21 protein-coding genes and 1 pseudogene are annotated in these 16,469 nt (G+C 71.2%); 3 read left to right on the top strand and 19 right to left on the bottom strand.

What is annotated here, in order from left to right; all coding sequences use genetic code 11:
* Positions 1-23: 23 nt before the first annotated feature.
* The 12 genes and pseudogenes from AB0M20_RS00745 to mtfM all read right to left on the bottom strand — a co-directional run bounded on the left by AB0M20_RS00745 (position 24) and on the right by mtfM (position 7,565).
* Positions 24-806, bottom strand: a complete 783-nt coding sequence (locus AB0M20_RS00745) for an EI24 domain-containing protein (protein WP_364291500.1) — start codon at positions 804-806, stop codon at positions 24-26.
* A gap of 15 nt (positions 807-821) precedes the next feature.
* A complete protein-coding gene (locus tag AB0M20_RS00750) occupies positions 822-1,214 on the bottom strand; it encodes a hypothetical protein (RefSeq protein ID WP_364291503.1) in 393 nt (130 codons plus the stop codon).
* 85 nt (positions 1,215-1,299) lie between these two features.
* The gene (locus AB0M20_RS00755) at positions 1,300-2,196 is read right to left on the bottom strand and encodes an alpha/beta hydrolase (protein ID WP_364291506.1); all 897 of its coding nucleotides are present in this window, start codon (positions 2,194-2,196) and stop codon (positions 1,300-1,302) included.
* Positions 2,193-2,507, bottom strand: coding sequence for a DUF2516 family protein (locus tag AB0M20_RS00760; RefSeq protein ID WP_364291508.1), 315 nt, complete (start codon positions 2,505-2,507; stop codon positions 2,193-2,195). Before AB0M20_RS00760 ends, AB0M20_RS00755 begins: the two co-directional genes overlap by 4 nt.
* 112 nt (positions 2,508-2,619) lie before the next feature.
* Positions 2,620-3,147 (bottom strand): hypothetical protein, encoded by a 528-nt coding sequence (locus AB0M20_RS00765; protein WP_364291511.1) that lies wholly within the window; start codon positions 3,145-3,147, stop codon positions 2,620-2,622.
* 110 nt (positions 3,148-3,257) lie between these two features.
* Positions 3,258-3,617, bottom strand: a pseudogene (locus AB0M20_RS00770) (helix-turn-helix domain-containing protein); the annotation flags it as partial.
* Positions 3,618-3,686: 69 nt separating this feature from the next.
* Positions 3,687-4,574, bottom strand: coding sequence for an asparaginase (locus AB0M20_RS00775; RefSeq protein WP_364291514.1), 888 nt, complete (start codon positions 4,572-4,574; stop codon positions 3,687-3,689).
* Positions 4,571-5,404, bottom strand: coding sequence for a 3-keto-5-aminohexanoate cleavage protein (locus AB0M20_RS00780; protein ID WP_364291517.1), 834 nt, complete (start codon positions 5,402-5,404; stop codon positions 4,571-4,573). Before AB0M20_RS00780 ends, AB0M20_RS00775 begins: the two co-directional genes overlap by 4 nt.
* Complete coding sequence (locus AB0M20_RS00785; protein ID WP_364291520.1) at positions 5,401-6,432, bottom strand: folate-binding protein; 1,032 nt, start codon at positions 6,430-6,432, stop codon at positions 5,401-5,403. The genes AB0M20_RS00780 and AB0M20_RS00785 overlap by 4 nt, the downstream gene beginning before the upstream one ends.
* A complete protein-coding gene (locus tag AB0M20_RS00790; RefSeq protein WP_364291556.1) occupies positions 6,429-6,827 on the bottom strand; it encodes a transcriptional repressor in 399 nt (132 codons plus the stop codon). Before AB0M20_RS00790 ends, AB0M20_RS00785 begins: the two co-directional genes overlap by 4 nt.
* A gap of 46 nt (positions 6,828-6,873) precedes the next feature.
* Positions 6,874-7,464 (bottom strand): FABP family protein, encoded by a 591-nt coding sequence (locus AB0M20_RS00795; protein WP_364291523.1) that lies wholly within the window; start codon positions 7,462-7,464, stop codon positions 6,874-6,876.
* Positions 7,461-7,565: a small membrane protein MtfM gene (mtfM, locus tag AB0M20_RS00800; protein ID WP_364291526.1), complete on the bottom strand. Its 105-nt coding sequence runs from the start codon at positions 7,563-7,565 to the stop codon at positions 7,461-7,463. Before mtfM ends, AB0M20_RS00795 begins: the two co-directional genes overlap by 4 nt.
* A 13-nt stretch (positions 7,566-7,578) precedes the next feature.
* On the opposite strand from mtfM, the gene AB0M20_RS00805 reads away from it, so the two are divergent.
* The gene (locus AB0M20_RS00805; RefSeq protein WP_364291529.1) at positions 7,579-7,953 is read left to right on the top strand and encodes a DsrE family protein; all 375 of its coding nucleotides are present in this window, start codon (positions 7,579-7,581) and stop codon (positions 7,951-7,953) included.
* Here AB0M20_RS00805 and AB0M20_RS00810 read toward each other — a convergent pair.
* The 7 genes from AB0M20_RS00810 to AB0M20_RS00840 all read right to left on the bottom strand — a co-directional run bounded on the left by AB0M20_RS00810 (position 7,947) and on the right by AB0M20_RS00840 (position 15,102).
* Entirely contained in the window at positions 7,947-10,760 is a 2,814-nt protein-coding gene (locus AB0M20_RS00810; RefSeq protein WP_364291532.1) for an RICIN domain-containing protein, read from the bottom strand. The genes AB0M20_RS00805 and AB0M20_RS00810 overlap by 7 nt on opposite strands.
* Positions 10,761-10,858: 98 nt before the next feature.
* Positions 10,859-11,572, bottom strand: a complete 714-nt coding sequence (locus tag AB0M20_RS00815; RefSeq protein WP_364291535.1) for a hypothetical protein — start codon at positions 11,570-11,572, stop codon at positions 10,859-10,861.
* Between the two features lie 226 nt (positions 11,573-11,798).
* The gene (locus tag AB0M20_RS00820) at positions 11,799-12,119 is read right to left on the bottom strand and encodes a DUF1416 domain-containing protein (protein ID WP_364291538.1); all 321 of its coding nucleotides are present in this window, start codon (positions 12,117-12,119) and stop codon (positions 11,799-11,801) included.
* A 2-nt stretch (positions 12,120-12,121) separates the two neighbouring features.
* The gene (locus AB0M20_RS00825; RefSeq protein WP_364291541.1) at positions 12,122-12,970 is read right to left on the bottom strand and encodes a sulfurtransferase; all 849 of its coding nucleotides are present in this window, start codon (positions 12,968-12,970) and stop codon (positions 12,122-12,124) included.
* Between the two features lie 132 nt (positions 12,971-13,102).
* Entirely contained in the window at positions 13,103-13,231 is a 129-nt protein-coding gene (locus tag AB0M20_RS00830; RefSeq protein WP_364291559.1) for an Ms5788A family Cys-rich leader peptide, read from the bottom strand.
* 26 nt (positions 13,232-13,257) lie between these two features.
* Positions 13,258-14,046 (bottom strand): DUF2993 domain-containing protein, encoded by a 789-nt coding sequence (locus AB0M20_RS00835; RefSeq protein WP_364291544.1) that lies wholly within the window; start codon positions 14,044-14,046, stop codon positions 13,258-13,260.
* Between the two features lie 54 nt (positions 14,047-14,100).
* Positions 14,101-15,102 carry a hypothetical protein gene (locus AB0M20_RS00840; protein ID WP_364291547.1) on the bottom strand — a complete coding sequence of 334 codons (1,002 nt, stop codon included), beginning with the start codon at positions 15,100-15,102 and terminating at the stop codon, positions 14,101-14,103.
* A gap of 210 nt (positions 15,103-15,312) precedes the next feature.
* Between AB0M20_RS00840 and AB0M20_RS00845 the strand changes: the two genes are divergently transcribed.
* Both AB0M20_RS00845 and AB0M20_RS00850 read left to right on the top strand, forming a co-directional pair.
* Positions 15,313-16,035, top strand: a complete 723-nt coding sequence (locus AB0M20_RS00845) for a response regulator transcription factor (RefSeq protein ID WP_364291550.1) — start codon at positions 15,313-15,315, stop codon at positions 16,033-16,035.
* 2 nt (positions 16,036-16,037) lie between these two features.
* A complete protein-coding gene (locus AB0M20_RS00850) occupies positions 16,038-16,409 on the top strand; it encodes a hypothetical protein (protein ID WP_364291553.1) in 372 nt (123 codons plus the stop codon).
* Positions 16,410-16,469: the final 60 nt, after the last annotated feature.

The following is a 16,469-nucleotide window of genomic DNA, read 5'->3' on the forward strand; positions in this document are numbered from 1 at the left end:
GGCTACCACTTCGGGTTTCTGGGTCAGAGGCTTGAGGGGAGCGTCACTATGTCGGTGGGCTGGTGGAGGACCTTGCGGGAGAGGAGGGCGCCGCCCGCGACCGCGGCCGGCATCAGCAGGACCGCGCCGAGCGGGATCAAGAAGGTCAGGAAGACCGCGACGCCGAAGCCCATCGCCAGCGGGCGCTGCTTGCGCAACTCCGCCCGCCGGTGCCGCAACCGCTGCCCGCGGCGCTGGAACGGCACCCCGGTGAGCTCGACCGCCAGCAGCCAGCCGCCGACCGCGCCACCGAGCGCCAGCCCGATGATGTTGCCCACCACCGGGATGAAGCCGAGCAGCAGCAGCGGGATGCCGAGCAGGATGCTCAGCCCGACCATTCGCAGGCCGTCCACCAGGCTGCGGCCCATCGACCGCCACCAGACGAGCTCCACCGCGTCCCGCACACCGCCGAAGCGGTCCTCGACCAGCTCGGAGATCTTCTCGTAGAACGGATCGCCGATCACCAGCGTGACCGCGGTGAAGGTCAGGACGGTGAGCAGGCCCGCCACGCCGAGGACGGCCAGCCCGGCGAAGATTTGCAGCGCGTCACGCCAGCCGTCCGCCCAGTCGTCGGCGAACCAGGTGACACCTCGCGCCAGGTCGTCGATGTAGACGGTCAGCGTGACCAGCGCGGCCGCGTAGAGCAGTCCCGAGATCAGCGCGGGCAGGACGCCCAGGCCGAACAGCCGCGGCTGTCGCATGACGAGGCCCAGACCCCGGCCGAGCAGCCCGGCCCCGGTGAAGAACTGACTGATCGCGGCGCGCATGCCGCACAGGGTATGTCAGGGGATCAGGCCCGCTCCGATGCCGCCGGTGCTCGGGTCGGTCGATGGCACGGCCGACTCGGTGGGCGACGGGGTCGGCGGCTCGCTGATGTCCGTGGGCGTGGGCACGGGCGGGTCGGTGAGCGGCGGAAGAGTCGGGATCGACACCGCCGGCAGCCCGGTGGGGGAGGTAGTGGCGGCCAGCGTCGCGCGAGGGACGACAGCGGTCGCGGACGCTGCTGAGGACGACGGCCGCGGGCGGCCGCCGTCGTTCACGGGCGACTCCGGGCCGTTCCCGCTGCCGGTCCGGTCAGGGCCGCCGAGCGCGCCGGCGCCGCCGGGCGCGGCCGCGGAGGGGGGCTGCGGCGTGGAGGCCGGGCCGCCGAGGGTCCAGCCGATCGTCACGGCCATCGGCAGCCCGAGGGCCACAAGACCGAAAAAGACGGATTTAGGGGAAAGCCGCACGCCAGGAACACCGGTTGGCGGACCGGAAAAGTTACGGGTTCGCCGCGTTCAAGAACGTGGAGATGCGGTCCCGCAGCTCCCGGCGGTTGGTCCAGAGCACCGCGGGCCGGTCGTAGACGTGCAGCTCGGCCTGCGGAAATGCGCCGGCCAACCGCTCGGCCACGGACACCGGGTGCACCTCGTCGCCGACGCAACCGATCACCAGCACTTCTGCGGTGACCGCCCGCAAGCTCTCCGGCGAGGGCAGGGCCGGCTCCTGCCAGAGCGTGTCGAGCGTGGGCGCGATCCCGTGCTCGAGCAACTGCTCGACGCGCTGACGCAGGTACGCCCAGCCGGCCGGGGTGTTACGCACCGACGGCGGCATCTCGGCCTCCACCGCCTCGGCCATGGCCGCCGCCTCGCCCGACTCGAGCGCCGCCAAGAGGTTGTGCAGCCGGGTCACCGCGGCCGGTGGGCGTACGCCGTCGAGCGGCGCGGGCAGGTAGAGCACGATGCGCTCGAAACGGCCGGGCGTCTCGGCCAGCAGGCGGCACAGCGCACCGGCGCCCATGCTGACGCCGACCGCCCGGGTGGCGCCGGCCCGATCGGCCACGGCACGCAGGTCACCGGCCAGGTCGCCGAAGGTCCAGGGGCCGGGCGGCGCACCCGAGCGGCCATGCCCGCGGAAGTGGAAGAAGACGCGCCGGCCGGCCACCGCACTGCCCAGCGGGCGGGTGCCGGTGATGTCACCGGCGAGGCCGTGCGCGAAGACGGTGACCGGGCTGCCGACGCCGGTGATCAGCTGCTCCAGGCGTACCCCGGAACCGGTCTCGATCATCTCGGTCGGCGGCTGGGGAAGGGTCGGCCGGCCCGTGCGCGGACCGCTCGGCGACGGTCCCCAGGTCCGCGGCCCGCCGTCCGGATGAGGCGGCCAGCGGAAACCTCTCACCAGAAGCCTTTGCCATCCGTCAGGTCACGAAGGCCCTGCCGCACGTCCAGCAGGTAGATCAGCGCCGCGGCCACACCGATGAGGCCGAAGATGCCGGTCGCACCGCCACCGACGCCGAAGAAGGTGAGCACGAAGCAGACCGCCAGGATCGCCAGCCAGGCGCCCTTGGGCAGCGTGCCGATGGCCTGGAAGCCGTCGCCGCGCTGGGTCACGCAGTGGATGAGCGCGATCGCCTGCACGATCAGAGACATGATGAGGACGACGAGCGAGATCAATCTCGCGACATCGTCGTAGAAGAGCGGCGCGGCCATGACGTGAAGTCTATGCCGGAGGCCCCAGTAGGTACCGGGGCTGTGCTGCAACCGGCCGCTGAGCCTCCGGCAAGGGCGGAGAACCCAAGCCCCGCCGGGGCCTCCGATAGACTTACTTGGTGTTCGGGGTGCGCTTGACCGGGGCGGTCTTCGCCGGGGTGACCTTGGTGCCGGTCGCGCGCTTGCGGGGCTTGGCGCCCTCGGCCTTCGCGGTCTCGGTCGCGGCGGCGGCGATCGCCTTGGGCTCCTCGGTGGCCTCGATGTCGGCGTTGACCACGTCCGCGGCCTCGACGACACCGGTGCCCACGACGCGCTCGCCCCGGGCGACCAGCGCGATGTACGCCGCGATGGCCCGCTCGGACGCGACCTGCGCGAAGGCGACGGCGCCGCTGGCGGCCTCGTCACGGAGCTTGTCGAAGTCGGTCGCGGTGGCCTTCTCGCGCAGCTGCGCGGCGGTGCTGCCGGCCTGCTCGTTCGCCGTCTTCAGCGAAGCGGCGGCGCGCTCGCTGAACTCGTTCACCCGCACGCTCAGCTCGTCGACCAGGGCCGGGAGCTTACGCAGCTGCTGGTAGGCCAGGTCGCCCGCGCCGGCAGCGGCGTAGAGCGGCGCCGGGAAACGGGTCTTGGTCTGCTCGGTCATCTTTTCTCCTCCGTAACGGTGGTGGTCTCGTTGGCGATCGCGGCTCGCAGCGCCGCCTCTTCGTCGAGGTCGGGCGCCGTCTCGTCGTCCATGGCCGCCAGATCGTCGGTCGTCGCCGGGGCGTGCCGCGCGTTCTCGTTGCGGAACGTCTCGTAGATCTGGGACAGCGACTGCTTCTGCGCGATGGTGAGCTCCGGGTCGGCCGCGATGGCCGCCAGCACGCCCGGCTGGCCGTCGCTGTCCAGCAGGCCCGCCCGCAGATACATCGCCGGGGTCGACACGCGCAGGGCGCTGGCGATCTGTTGCAGCACCTCGGCGCTCGGCTTGCGCAGGCCGCGCTCGATCTGGCTCAGATACGGGTTGCTGACGCCCGCCTTGTCGGCGAGCTGCCGGAGCGAGATCTTCGCGGTCTGCCGCAGGTCACGGATGAAAGTCCCGATGTCCTGGGGCAGATCCTTCGAGTCGGCCATGCGTTCGACCGTAGCTCGGAGTGCTAGCTGTTGCAAGCAAAACGCTAGCTGTAGCTAGCGTGAAACAGGTCACCAGACCGAGCGGACCTCGCCGACCGGCTCGCCGCCGCCCAGGATGGGCTCAGTCATCCGCGGCGGGTCCAGGCCGAGTTTGCGCAGGGCACTGAGGAGCACGGGGGTACGCGCGCGCATGCCGCCGTCGTGGATCTTGAGTGCGACGCCGCCCACCCCGGGCACGGCGACCGCCACCACGCCCTCGGCACCACCCTTGGCCAGCAGCCCCGGCATCGCCCGCATCAGCACCGTGTCGTCCGCCCCTGCGCCGGCCACCAGCTCGGGGTGCGTCCGCATCTCATCGGCCACCCGCCGCTCATGGCTGCCGGGCTCGGCCTCCACCAGCCGCTGGAACGAGCGGGCCAGCCCGGTCAGCGAGAACCCGAACACCGGCGCGCCGCAGCCGTCGACGCCGGTCATCGCGATCGGCTCGCCGGCCAGGTCGGCCACCGCCTCGGCGAGCGCGACCTGCAGCGGATGCTTCGGGTCGAGGTAGGTGTCCAGCGGCCAGTCGTTGAGCACACACGTGGCGAGCATCCCGGCATGTTTGCCGGAGCAGTTCATCAAAACCCGTGTGGGGCCGCTTCCGCTCGGGGCCAGCGGCAGCGCGGGCGGGCACCGCAGCGCGTCGGTGGTCAGGCCAACGCTCGCCAGGATCTCGTGAACCATGCGGATGTGGAACGGCTCGCCGTAGTGGCTGCCGCTGATCAGCGCGAGCATGGCGCCGTCCGGCACGGTCAGGCCGGCGCGCAGCATCCCGACGGTCTGCAACGGCTTGTTGGACGACCGCGGGAACATCGGCGAGGTGACGTCGCCGGTGGACTCCCCGGTGGGCAGCACGACGACCGAGCCGTGGTGCACCGACTCCACGAAGCCCGAGCGGACGACCTCGGCGACGATCATTTCCGGGTGATGCCGAGCAGCGTGCGAGCGTCGGCCGGGGTCAGCGGTGGCCGCTGGGCGAGCTGGGCGAAGCCGACCGCCCGGGCGACGAGCTGCATGTTCGACTCCACCGGGCGGCCCCTGGCGTAGGTGACCGTGTCCTCCATCCCGACCCGCAGATGCCCGCCTGCGGACAGCGAGGCGAGCATGACCGGGATCGTGCTGCGGCCGATGCCCGTGGCGCTGAAGGTGGTGCCCGCCGGAAGGTCCCGGATCGCCGCCTCGCAGGCCACCAGCGCGGCCGCCGTGCCGGGCATCCCGCCGGGCACGCCCATCACCAGGTCGACGTGCACATGGCCGCCGGCCGGCAGCCCGTGCTTGTCGAGCAGCCGCTGCAGCGTGGTCAGCTGGCCCAGGTCGAAGATCTCGTACTCCGGCACGACGCCCCGCTCCTGCATGCGGGTGTGCAGGTCGACGATGAACTCCCAGCGGTTCATGAACACGCCGTCACCGAAGTTGACCGTGCCCATCGTGCAGGAGGCCATCTCGGGCCGGGCGTCCAGCACGGCCAGCCGGTCGCTCTCCGGGTCGGTCACCGCGCCGCCCGAGGAGAGCTGCACGATCAGGTCGGTGGACTGCCGCAGCGCGGCGACCGTGTCCCGCAGCCGGCCCTGGTCGAGGGTGGGCGCGGCGGCGTCGTCCCGGATGTGCACGTGGATGATGGCGGCGCCCAGCGCCTCGCACTCCTTGGCGGTGGCGACCAGCTCGTCGAGCGTCACCGGCAGCGCCGGCACGGACGTCTTGCTCACCTCGGCGCCGGTCGGGGCGACGGTGATCAGCGTGCCGCTCATGCGGCCGGGTCGATCTGCGCGGCGGACTCCCCCACCAGGAGCCGGGCGTCGTCGGCCACGTTCCGCTTCACCACGGCCAGGGCGATCATGCCCAGCTCGTGGTGGCGCACCGCGGTGCCGACGAAGCCGACCTGACGCCCGTCCAGCTCGACCGGCGTGCCCTGCACCGGCGGCTGGTCGGTGGCCACGCCGTCGAGGTGCAGCAGCACCAGGCGGCGCGGCGGGCGGCCCAGGTGGTGCACCCGGGCGACCGTCTCCTGGCCGCGGTAACAGCCCTTGTCGAGGTGCACGGAGGACGCCATGAACCCGGCCTCGGCGGGGATCGTCTTGTGATCGGTCTCCCAGCCCAGCCGCGGGATCCGGTGGGCCACGCGGACGGCCTCGTACGCCCACAGCCCGGCTCGCGGGACGTCCAGGTCGAGCGTCCTTCCCCGCGGGACCAACAGGTCGATGCCCAGCGGCACGCGGCGGGCGAGGACACCGTCGAGATCACGCACCGCATAGAGGGCGGTGGCCCCGGGCGCGATCTCCCCGGCGGCGAACTTCGCGCCCGGCACCTCTTTCAGCAGCGGCTCGGGCAGACCCGGGATCACGTCGGCCGCGCCCGGCCCGACGAGCGAGAACACCGCCATCTCAGCGGACGCGTCGCGCGGCTCGACCTTGGTGAAGAAGCGCATCATCTCGAGGTATCGCAGCAGGCCGGCACCCGCGCCCGGCTCGGTGTCGAGCCACGCGGTGGTGCCGTCCTCGGTCACGAAGGCGTGGTGCTCGACGTGCCCGTGCGGCGAGAGCACCAGCAGCTCACTGGCCTGCCCGGCGCGCAGGTCGCTCAGGTGCTGCGTCGTCAGCGTGTGCAGCCAGCTCGCGCGCTCCTCGCCGGGCACCGCGATCACGTCACGGTTGGACCGGTCGACCAGGCCGGCCGCCGTCTCCAGCAGCCGCTGCTCGCGCATCGGATCGCCGTAGTGCGCGGCGACGCCGGCATCCGCCGACTCGGGCGTGAGGTCCTCGATCGCAACGGTGGTCATGGTTGATCCTTGCAGTCGGCGCACTCCCCGAACAAAGAGACGTGCCCCACGTCGACCCGGAAGCCCTTCTCGGCCATCAGGCGATCGGTGACCGGCTGCATCACCGACGGGGCCACCTCGCTGATCTGCCCGCAGCCCCGGCAGACCAGGTGGACGTGCTGGTGCCCACCGGCGGCGTGGTAGGTCGGCGAGCCGTGGGACAGGTGCGTGTGGTTGACCAGGCCCAGCTCCTCGAGCAGCTCGAGGGTGCGGTAGACCGTGGTGATGTTGACCCCGGACACGCGTTCCCGCACGTAGGTGTGCACCTGCTCGGGCGTGGAGTGGCCGAGCTCGTGGACAGCCTCCAGGATCAGCTGGCGCTGCGGCGTGAGCCGCAGGCCGCGTTCCCTGAGCATTTCGGCGAGCGTGGCGGAGGACACCCGTCGAGCATATGTCGCGGAGTTATCCGCCGACCCGGATCAAGCGGGCCGAAAGGTGCGGGTGGGGACCCTGGCCACCGGCAGCCATCTCATGGGCGTAGAGCAGCGCGCCCTCGACGATGCCGAAGAGGCGTTGCCCGGCCGTCACCTCGGCACCGGTGGGAGTCCGGACGATCGCGTCGGTCTCCATCTCGAGCCGGGTGGTGCCGATCACCTTGCCGAGGTAGAGCTCCATCACACCGTCGGGCGTGATCATCGTGGCCTCGATGCCGTCGCCGTTGTCGGTCGGCCGCCAGAAGCCCAGCTCGCGCACCGACTCGCCGATCGCGTTCGAGTCGTCGTCGAGCAGCCAGGCCCGCGACTCGTAGCGCAGGAACGGCCGGCCGTCGTGGCTGATCGTGATCTCCTGGGCGAAGTTGTAGTCCTCCGGCGCCGGAAAACCGCCCTGGCCACGGCCGCGCCACATGCCGACGAACGGCAGCAGCCCCAGCAGGTCATGGTGCAGGTCGGGGCCCTTACGCAGGTCGTAGGTGTCCTCGTACGGGTACGGCTCGACCGGCGGCGCGTTCAGCCACGGCGGCGGACCCACCGGGCTCTCAGCGTCGGAACTCACCAGCGTCCCCTCGCAATCCGCATCGCCAGATAACCCACTCCGCCCGCCAGCGCGCCGAGCCCGGCGACCAGAAGGCTCACGAATCCGATCTCGGTAACCACGGGAAGCCATCTTATGCTGAGCCGCATGCCTCGCTCACTCGTCGTCAAGGCGACCGCCGGTGCCGACGCCCCGGAACGCTGCTCGCAAGCCTTCACCGTGGCCAGCACGGCCGCCGCGTCGGGCGTGGACGTGTCGTTCTGGATGACCGGCGAGTCGACCTGGTTCGCCTTACCCGATCGAGCCGCCGAGTTCGAGTTGCCGCACGCCGCGCCGCTGCCCGAGCTGCTCGGCATCCTGCTGGAGGCCGGCCGGGTGACCGCGTGCACGCAGTGCGCCGCGCGCCGCGGCATCACGCCGGAGGACGTGCTGCCGGGCATCCGGATCGCGGGCGCCGCCGTCTTCGTGGAGGAGATCACCGCCGACGGCGCCCAGGCTCTCGTCTACTGAACCAGCTTCCACCGCTGGTTCGCGAGGTTGAGGTCGGCCCACTGCGTGACGATCGCGCCGTCCGCGGTGGACTGACCGGAGACCTCCAGCAGCTTGCCGCTGTGCCGGGCCACGATCTCGAACACGCCGGGCCCGGCCCAGGCGAGCCGCCACTGCTGGTTCAGGCCGCCGGCCCAGTCGTACTGCGTGACCCGCGCGCCGTCGGCCGTGGACGCGCCGGCCACGTCGGCCACCTTGCCGTTGAACTCGCTGACGATCCGGAACCAGCCGCCGCCGGAGTCGACGAAGCGCCACCCGTGGTCGGCCGTCCCGGTCGGCGGCCACTGGGTGAGCTGGGCCCCGTTCGCCGTCGACATGTCCTGGATCGCCAGCACCTTGCCGGAGTGCACGGCCTGCAGCTTGACCCTGCCGTCCGGGATGAACCGCCAGTTGTGGTCGGCGGTGCCGTTGTCGGCGTACTGCACCACGCCGGCCGAGTCGGCGGTCGACATGCCGGCCACGCCGAGGACCTTGCCGGAGTGCTGGTTGCGGATGCGGGCGTACCCGGTGCCGTTGTCCAGCACCTGCCACAGATGGTCGGCCGTGCCGTTGTCGGCGAACTGCACCACCTGCGCCGAGTCGGCCGTGGACATTCCGTCGACGGCGAGCACCTTGCCCGAGTTGACGTTGCGGATGCGTACCCACCCATCGCCGTTGTCGACGACCTGCCAGAGGTGATCGGCCGTGCCGCTGTCGGCGAACTGCACCACCCGCGCACTGTCGGCTGTGGACATCTGATCGACGCCGAGGACCTTGCCGGAATGCTGGTTCTGGATCCGGAAGGCGACGCCCGGCTCGACCCACGGACGCCCTGGGCCGATCCGCGGGAAGCTGGTGATCCGCAACCGGGCCGCGCCCATCGGGATCAGCGTCACGGTCTCCAGCGGCTCGCTCGAGGGCGTGGGGCTGTCCTGCAGCGGCGTGACGATCTCGTCCACGTCGGCGGTCCACGCCTTGATCCTGCGGGCGCCGGTGGTGATGCGGATCGGGGCGTTGGCCGGCGTGAACGGGTCGCCGGCGTTGCCGAGCCCGGTGGTCACCGCGAAGCCGTTCCGCTCGAGGCCGTAGTTCCAGGCCGACCCGGGGCCTACCGCGCTGGTCGGCCAGGTCTCCGAGCCGCCGATCCGCGACCAGTTCTCGGTGATCGCCAGCGAGAAGGTGAGCGCCCCGAGGTCGACCGACACGGCGTTGTGGTTGCTGCTCCAGGTGCGGGTGCGGGCCTGCATGGGCAGGCGGAGCACGACGCGGTCACCGTGGGTCCAGGTCCGCGAAATCGAAGTGTACGAGTTGCCGGGGACCACAGACGCAGCAGCGCCGTTGACCGAGGTCGAGGCGTTCGAGGCCCAGGACGGCACGCGCAGCAGCAACGGGAAGGCGACCGCGGCGGGCGTGCCGACCGTGTAGGTGATGGTGTCGCCGAACGGATAGGTCGTCTCCGCGGTGACCGTCACCGTCGTACCCGCGGCCACCTTGGCCGTGACCCGCGACGGCCCGTGCAGCACCGCGGCCAGCCCGCCGTCCGGCGTGGCCGCCCACATCTCCTCGACGTAATACGGCCAGCCCATCCCGTAGTTGTGCGGGCAGCACCGGTAGTTGTCGATGCCGAGCATGTACGCCTGCATCGGAAAGCCGTTCTGGAACTGTCCCTGGCTGCCCGCGCGGTCCCGCAGCGCGATGCTGTTCGCGCTGGTCACGTAGTGGATGCCGCGCTGGCGCGGGTCGAGGGCTGCGGGCAGTGAGTTGAACGCGAGGTCCTCGGTGCGGTCCGCCCACACCGGGTCGCCGGTGATCCGGGACAGCATCTCGTGGCTCGCCATGAACTCGACGATCCCGCACGTCTCGAAGCCCTGGCGCGGGTCGCCGAAGCCGGGGCGGACGTTCTCGTCACCGGCGAAGCCGCCGCCCGGGAACTGCCCGTACCGGCTCATGATCGTGTCGTAGACGTTGTAGCTGGCCTGGCGGTGCGCCACGTCGCCGGACAGGACGGAGTAGACGGCGGGCTCGCGGAAGCCCTGCGCGAGGTTGACATTGTGCGGCGTCGGCAGGTTGTTCTGGTAGTTCGCCGAGTACTGATGGATCTTGCGGGCCAGGTCGAGCAGGAACGCGTCGCCGGTGCGGTTGTAGGTCCAGAACACCACCTCGAGCGTGTCGGCCCAGCGGAAGCTGCCCCAGCTCTGGCTGAAGACGCTGGTCGGGCGCGAGTTGACGTACTGGAAGAAGCGGGTCAGGAACGGGACGATGCGGCTGTCGCCGGTGTACTCGGCGTGCGACCGGATCGCGTGCAGCATCGGCATGTGCGGCCAGAAGTCCGGGCCGCCGTTCAGGCTCGTACGCAACGAATTGGGCCCGAAGAAGCCGTCGGCGGCCTGGGTCGCCAGCACGCCGTTGATCCAGCGCTGCGTCTCGGTCAGCACCCGGCTGTTGCCGGTGGTGTAGCCCAGGCTGCCGAAGCCCTTGAGCCAGTACGGCAGCTCCTCCCAACCGCCGAGGCCCGGGTTGACCCAGCCGGTGTTGTTGTACTGCAGGAAGTGCGAGATCTCGGTCATCCGGCCGTTGATGCCGTCGAGCTGGTAGTTGAGCTGCGTCGCGAGCCAGCCGGTCGCCCGGGTCGCGCCGGGCGGAAGTCGCAGGAAGGCGTCGGGGCGCAGCGGCGAACGGTTCACCACATAGCCGGGAGCGGCGGCCCGCGCCGGGGTCGCTTCGCCCACGGTGAGCGCGGTGGCGACCGAGGCGGCGGCGGTGCCGGAGATGAAGGTTCGACGGTGCATGACGACCTCCTATGCGCGTCCGTGATCGGATCTGCGCGACCGTGATCGGTTCTGCGCGCAGCGTAGCGCCGGATATCGATCGCTGTAAATAAAACTTCCTAAGCGCAGGGCAGGGCGGCGGTGACCCGGACGGTTCCCGCGCCGTCCCGCACCACCGCGATCGAGTCGCCGCCGGCCCGGTACGCCCACCCGGCCTGCTCGCCGCGCACCACCGTCGCGCCGCCGATCACGTCGCGCAGCGCCACCCCGAGATCCTTGGGTGCCGGCACGGCCTCGACCGAATACGCGCGCCCCTCCTGGCCGTCGGGGCAGGCGACGGTGACCTCCGCCGCGCGCTCGCCAGGCCGGCCCAGGGCGGTGAGCACCGCCCGCAGCGATGCGGGCGGCTCGGCCTCGCCCGGCCCGGGCGCATGCACGTCGGCGGCGGGCCGGCAGCCGGTGGTGGCTTCGATCCGCACCATCGCAGCGGCGGCGTCCGCCCGGGCGTCGATGGCCACGTACCCACCGGCGTCCGCCTGCAGCCCGACCCGCCGACCGCCGCTGTTGGCATCGGCCTCGGCCGCGTAGTCCTTGGGCAGCGCGGCGGCGATCTCCCGCAGAGCCTCGAGGGCACCGTCCGCGCTCACGTGGACGACGACATCGCGAACGGCCTCGACCCCGTCGCGCACGGGCGTGAGCCGGCACCCGGGCCGCACCAGCAGCCGCCCGAGCTCGACGACCCGATCCTCCGAGGCGAAGGCGGCGGCGTAGACGGCACCGGTGGCCTGCTCGAGCACCGGCAGAGCGTCGGCGATGCTGCGCTGCTCAGGCACGGTGGCGGCATCATGCCGAACCGACCAGACCCCGAGCCCGCCAACCACAAGAACCCAGACGACGACAACAGCAGTCAACACCCGCCGTCGCCGTCCCCCCGCACTCACGGCAGCCATGGTGACACGACGCCACGACTACCTTCCCCGGCAGGTCCGCCTGCAACCTCCAAGAACGACAAAGGCGGGACCCCCGAAGGGGTCCCGCCCGTTGTCAACAGAGCGTGGGTCAGGCGGCGACCTTGAGGCCTACCTCGTTCACGCCGCGGGTGGCGTCGACCACCAGGTCACCGTTGCCGTGGCGGGAGAGCGCCCGCAACGTCCATGAGCCCGGCGCCGCGAAGAAGCGGAACACTCCCTGCGGCGAGGTCACCACCTCGGCCGTGAACTCGCCGCTCGAGTCCAGCAGCCGGACGTACGCGCCGCCCACCACCTCGCCCGCGGAGTTGTTCACGATGCCGGTGATCACGGTTTCCTTCTGCAGGTCGACGCTCGCCGGCAGCGGCGCGGACTGGTCCGGTGCCGCGCACCCCGAAAGATCGGTCGTCATGGTCACGCCTTCCCGGGCTCGTCGCCGAGGGCGATCGGCACGCCGATCAGCGAGCCGTACTCGGTCCACGAGCCGTCGTAGTTCTTCACGTTCTCCTTGCCGAGCAGCTCCTTGAGCACGAACCAGGTGTGCGAGGAGCGCTCGCCGATCCGGCAGTACGCGATCGTGTCCTTGCCGTTGTCCAGCCCCGCCTCGGCGTACAGCTTGGCCAGGTCTTCGTCGGACTTGAACGTGCCGTCCTCGTTGGCCGCCTTGCTCCACGGCACGTTGATCGCGGTCGGGATGTGCCCGCCGCGCTGCGACTGCTCCTGCGGCAGGTGCGCCGGGGCGAGCAGCCGGCCCGCGAACTCGTCGGGGCTGCGCACGTCGACCAGGTTCTTGTCGCCGATCGCCTGCACGACCTCGTCGCGGAAGGCGCGGATCGACAGGTCCGGAGCGGAGGCCTGGTAGGTGGTCTTGGCGCGCTGCGGCACGTCCTTGGTGTACGTGCGGGCCTCGAGCTCCCACTTCTTGCGGCCGCCGTCGAGCAGCTTCACGTCACCGTGGCCGTAGAGCTTGAAGTACCAGTACGCGTACGCCGCGAACCAGTTGTTGTTGCCGCCGTAGAGGACCACCGTGTCGTCGTTCGAGATGCCCCGCTCGGACAGCAGAGCGCCGAACTGCTCCTGGTTCACGAAGTCACGGCGGACCGGGTCCTGCAGGTCCTGTTTCCAGTCCAGCTTGATGGCGCCCGGGATGTGGCCACCGTCGTAGGCGGTGGTGTCCTCGTCGACCTCGACGAAGACGATGCCGGGGGTGTCCAGATTCTTCTCTGCCCAATCGGCGGAGACCAGCGCGGAGTCGCGGCTCATTAATTCACTCCAATTCAGTGGTCAAGGGGGGAGGCCCGCACACGCGCGCAGACCCCAGCGAACGGGTGGATCAGCGATTGCGTTGCGAACGGCGCCACTGCCGGGCGAAAAAAGAGCAGCCGAGTGGCCCCGTCAGAGGACAGGGCGACACAGGCAGGCGGCCACGCGGCACAGGTCGACCGCGCGCCGTTTGGTGAGCAACAGGCTCATGCGGCCGACCCTACCAGCGGTTCCAACACCTGAAACCCCGCCGACCACCATCCGGGACGCGACGGCCGTCACACCGCTCAGAGGCCACCGGCGTTGAGCGGCACCTCTTTCGCCCCCGCCGTGACCACCAGGCCGGCGGGCGTGGGCTGGACCTTCTGCACCTGGAGCTTGAGCGGCAGCGCCGGGATCTTGAGGTCGACCGCCAGCGACTTGGCGTAGTTGTTGAGCGCCGTGTCCACCAGGGGGACGTCCGGCAGTCCCTCGGCCGTGACCTCCTCGAAACGCACCCGGACCACGTTGCCGTCGGCCACCTCGATGGCGGCCGTCCCGTTGATCGTGACCTTCTGGTTGAGGATCGTCAGCGGCGCGGTGACCGCCAGCTTCCCGCCCTTCTCGGCCAGCTTCACGCCGGCCTCGCCGCTGAGATCGGCCAGCGTCGCGTAGTCGATCGTGCCGGTGCCGGAGACGGTGGTCGCGATGATGTCGCCCTGCCGCGTACGCAGCGTGTCCAGCGGCGCCCGGACGTCCCTGGCCCGCACGTCGAGCAGCGGCATCTTGATCGTCTTGCCGTTGCCGGCCGGGCCGCTGAAGTCGCGCAGCAGGATCTTGATCTCCTGGTACTTCCCGGCCGCCACCTGGGTGAGGAACGGGATGCCCTCGACGGTCACGTCGGGCTTGGCGGACGAGGCGTCCTGGTTGGCGACCTGCTCGGCGACGCGGTCACTGATCACCCGCTCCGCGTACGAGGCGCCGAAGCGGTCCGCCACGACCAGGATGATCGCGAGGATGATCAGCAGCACGAGGAAGGTGACCAGCAGACGTCGGCCCCAGCGCTTACGCGGACGTGTCCCGTAGACCTCGGCCACCGGTCCTCCATTCAAAGGGCGTTTCGGGGAGGACCGTATATGCCCCGGTCCACCTCAGCTCAAAACGAACACCGTGAGCAGGTACGCGGCCGGCGCCACGGCCGCGAACGCGCCCAGCGGCCCCTGCATGTGCCGGGCCACCCAGAAGGTCGGCGCCTCCCCCGGCCAGGCCCGGCCCGCCTCGGTGAAGTTGATCGCCAGATCGACGAGCACGGCGATGCCGGCCGCGACCAGCCCGAGGATCGCCCCCTTGGCCGGGGTGAACGGCAGCACCAGCACGCTGCCCAGCGCGGCGGCGCCCAGTGTGCCGAGCATCGCGCCGGCGATGATCCCGGTCGCGCCGCGCGGCACCTGCGGCGCGATCCGCGGCTTGGGGAAGAACGCGTCGATCAGCCGGGCGACGATCAGCGCGAAGCCGGCCGCGGCCAGGCAGACCACCACGGCCTGGGTGCCGACCGGGCGGCGGGTCAGCACGATCAGCAGCGCGGTCGCGACCACACCGAAGACGATCAGCACAGACGAGCCCAGCGCGTCGCGGACCCGCAGCCGGTCGACCCGCGCGGCGAACTGGCCGCCGACGATCACCAGGACGCCGGCCAGCGCGATCAGGAACAGCGGCGTCACCCGGGCGGTTTCGGTGCTGACCGCCATGTACGTGGCCAGGCCGCCGGCCACCACGCCGACGCCGGCCACCAGCGCGGGGACGGGCGGGCGCATGGCCATGGTCCAGGCCAGGACGAAGAGCAGCTGCACCCCGAACAGGACGATTCCGTAGGGCGTACGCGAATCCGGGCTGGAGGTCTGCGCACCCACGATGAGCGCCGTGCACAGCAGCGCGGCGAAGCCCGCGATCGCCAGCGACAGCTGGGGCCGGACCGGGACGATCTGGATCTCGTGTTCCTCGTCCTCGAGGTCCTCGACCGGCTTGTCCTCGGGCGGTGAGTCGGGCACCGCGCCATAGACGCCGGACGCCGCGCGCGGCGACGACCGGGCGATCTCGCGGGAGACGTCTTCGTCCCATTCGCGGTCGCCGTCCTGCGGGAGGGAGGGGAACACGCCTGCGATGGTGCCAGACCACGGCCCTCCGGTAAAAAGCTGATTACCGATCGGCCGTCCGGCCACCTGGGAGGCGTTCGCAACATCACAGCGTGGTTCGGACGAGGTGAAGACGGCGATGCATCAGTTAAAGTAATGCCAGCCCACCCGTCGGTGACGCCGGGACTGTTCCGCCGGCGGCGGTCGTCCGTGACGACCGCGGGGATCGAGGTGAGTGTGGAAATCCTTCTGCTCGTGACGGCACGTGCCGGTGAGCCTTCGGCCGTACTGCCCGCGTTGGACCTCCTGCCCCATTCTGTTCGCACGGCTCCGCGTGACGTCCGCACCCTTGTGTCCGGGCCCAGCCCCGACGCCGTGATGGTGGACGCCCGCTCGGAGCTCTCGGAGGCACGCGCGACGTGCCGCATGCTGCACGCCACCGGCCTGGGCGTCCCGCTGCTCGCGGTCGTCACCGAGGCCGGTCTGATCGCGCTGAACGCCGACTGGGGTGTCGACGACGTCATCCTGGCCAGCGCCGGTCCCGCCGAGGTCGAGGCGCGGCTGCGGCTGGGCGTCGGCCGGCTGAGCAGCGCGACCGCCGGCGCCGGCGGTTCGATCCGGGCCGGTGAGCTCAACATCGACCCGGACACGTACGCGGCCAAGCTCAAGGGCCGCCCGCTCGACCTCACGTACAAGGAGTTCGAGCTGCTCAAGTTCCTCGCCCAGCACCCCGGCCGGGTCTTCACCCGCGACCAGCTGCTGCGCGAGGTCTGGGGCTACGACTACTTCGGCGGCACCCGCACGGTCGACGTGCACGTGCGGCGGCTGCGGGCCAAGCTCGGCTCGGAGTACGAATCGATGATCGGCACCGTGCGCCAGGTGGGCTACAAGTTCGTGGTCCCGCCGAACGGCCGCCAGCTCCCCGACAACGAGCCCGTCTCGCTGCCGGTCTGATCATGGTCGCGGAGCCGGTCCTCCGGCAGGTGGACCGGCTCACCGATCCCGAGATCCAGGCCGTCCTGGATCTCGCGGCCGAGGCCGAGCGCGCCGACGGCGTCTATCCGCTCTCCGAGGACGCCGTGCTGCGCGTCCGCAACGGTGGCGGCGTAACCTTGTTGTCATCTTTCGACGATCGAGTGGTCGGCGTCGCCCAGGTCGAGGACGGGTCGGGCGAGCTCGTGGTGCATCCCGGGTTCCGCCGCCGCGGCGTCGGGACGTCCCTGCTGCGCGACGGCGACCTGAGCATCTGGGCGCACGGCGACACGGGCGGCGCGGGCGCCGTCGCCCCCGCCCACGGCGTCGTCCGCGCGCGGGTGGGGGTACAGTAGCGGCGGGCGGAGAGCGGGGGCGTCCTGCCCCCCGGCCGGCAGCCCGCGGGCGGGACGGTG

This window comes from Actinoplanes sp. NPDC051633, assembly GCF_040681735.1.
Classification (GTDB): domain Bacteria; phylum Actinomycetota; class Actinomycetes; order Mycobacteriales; family Micromonosporaceae; genus Actinoplanes.